The organism is Nitrososphaerales archaeon (genome assembly GCA_025058425.1).
Classification (GTDB): domain Archaea; phylum Thermoproteota; class Nitrososphaeria; order Nitrososphaerales; family JANXEG01; genus JANXEG01.
Genome location: JANXEG010000100.1, coordinates 1 through 512, shown reverse-complemented (window position 1 = coordinate 512; position 512 = coordinate 1). Strand labels below are relative to the sequence as shown.

Here is a 512-nt window from a genome sequence, read left to right as displayed (position 1 = left end):
GTTAAATGGTACCATCGCTGCGATGTACTGTTTAGGATTGAATATAGAGGATGCAGTAAGGATGGGTGTATTCATCCACGGACTTGCGGGCGATCTGGCTGCAAAAGAGAAGGGTCCAGATGGTATGGTTGCTGAAGATGTACTAAACCTTCTACCCTACGCAATAAAGTATTATCGTGAAAATTTTGAAGAGATTCGTAAGAACTTCTATAATAAGATCTATGTAATTTAGCCATTTTGCCATTTTAATTTAGATGATCTATGACAAAAATGAATATATCATGGTGGGCCGGCCAGGATTTGAACCTGGGACCTACGCTGCGTCAGAGCGTTGTCCTAACCAGGCTAGACGACCGGCCCGCAGCACCACATACTATTGTTTATCCTTCTTACTTAACCTTTTAGCCCATCCTTTCAACAAATTAAATTAAAAATATTAGTTAGTGTCGTAAATTTCATTAAAAATAAAAATGAAAAATCCCTTACAGTACCTAATTCTAGCACCTTTAGCA

General features: G+C 38.7%; 1 protein-coding gene and 1 tRNA gene. One reads left to right on the top strand and one right to left on the bottom strand.

Annotated elements, in window-relative coordinates:
- On the top strand, window positions 1-232 hold a 232-nt coding region (locus NZ896_06860; GenBank protein ID MCS7117160.1), incomplete at its 5' end, for a hypothetical protein.
- A gap of 50 nt (window positions 233-282) precedes the next feature.
- On the opposite strand, the gene NZ896_06855 is transcribed toward NZ896_06860, so the two are convergent.
- Window positions 283-360, bottom strand: a tRNA-Val gene (locus tag NZ896_06855).
- Window positions 361-512: the final 152 nt, after the last annotated feature.